This window comes from Pseudomonas gessardii, from assembly GCF_001983165.1.
In the GTDB taxonomy this organism is placed as follows: Bacteria; Pseudomonadota; Gammaproteobacteria; order Pseudomonadales; family Pseudomonadaceae; genus Aquipseudomonas; species Aquipseudomonas gessardii.
Window position 1 is genome coordinate 1 of the sequence record NZ_MNPU01000143.1, and the last position, 716, is coordinate 716.

General features: G+C 47.5%; 2 protein-coding genes. One reads left to right on the plus strand and one right to left on the minus strand.

All coding sequences use genetic code 11. The features are described 5' to 3' along the window. A partial coding sequence (locus tag BLL38_RS30020; protein ID WP_130898222.1) for a helix-turn-helix domain-containing protein occupies positions 1–99 on the minus strand: 99 nt, incomplete at its 3' end. Between the two features lie 306 nt (positions 100–405). On the opposite strand from BLL38_RS30020, the gene BLL38_RS31230 reads away from it, so the two are divergent. Beyond that, positions 406–594 (plus strand): hypothetical protein, encoded by a 189-nt coding sequence (locus BLL38_RS31230; RefSeq protein WP_076965388.1) that lies wholly within the window; start codon positions 406–408, stop codon positions 592–594. The last annotated feature ends 122 nt before the right edge of the window (positions 595–716 follow it).

A 716-nucleotide genomic window follows, 5' to 3' on the forward strand; every position in this document is an offset into this window, starting at 1 on the left:
TCGGTTGATCAAGCAGGCAATCCTGCGCAAGCTGAGGCCTTGGGCATGACTAACTTGAATGGTGGCACGCTCTTCAACGCTGAGTTCGGAATAAGACATAGGGCAGCACCGTACCGGAAAGGTCAGGTGTTGCACTCAGTTTTTGCCGCCGCCGCTTTAAAACCAAGCTCTACAGCTGACCCAGCTTCAGTTCGTACCATTTATGTACCATTGGGCTACTTTCGATTCATACCTCCGCCCTGACTAACCGCCTTAGGTATCAGGCAAAAAACAGCCAAATGCCCCCATTGCGAACCTGGCTGGCGATGTATAAAAATGCACTCAACCTTCGCTATTTTTATTCATAGAGCATTCAGAATTTAGCTTTTATCTAGCCGACAAATTAACCATCAGGGAGTGACGTCAATGACGATGCTGAAAAAATTAATTAAAGAGTATGGCGGTTTTCAAGAGGCGATTGATTTGGTTGGCGAGAAGTGCTTAGAAAAATTCTGTGATCGAGTATACGCAGGGCTCTGCTCGGAATACCAAGGCGCTGGATATATCAAGAATGTGCAATGGTTGCTTAGACACTTCTATGCATCCAAGATGTAGTGGTCTAATGAAACCGGACACCCATTTAGGCGAGAATGCTCGCCAGATCGAGGTGTCAGATGACCAAACAACGCCGCTCCTTTACTCCTGAATTCAAGCGCGAGGCTGCCGACCTTGTGCTC

What these genes read in the sequence shown, in the direction of transcription:
- BLL38_RS31230 (WP_076965388.1), top strand. Translation starts at nt 406, where the DNA reads ATGACGATGCTGAAAAAATTAATTAAAGAGTATGGCGGTTTTCAAGAG.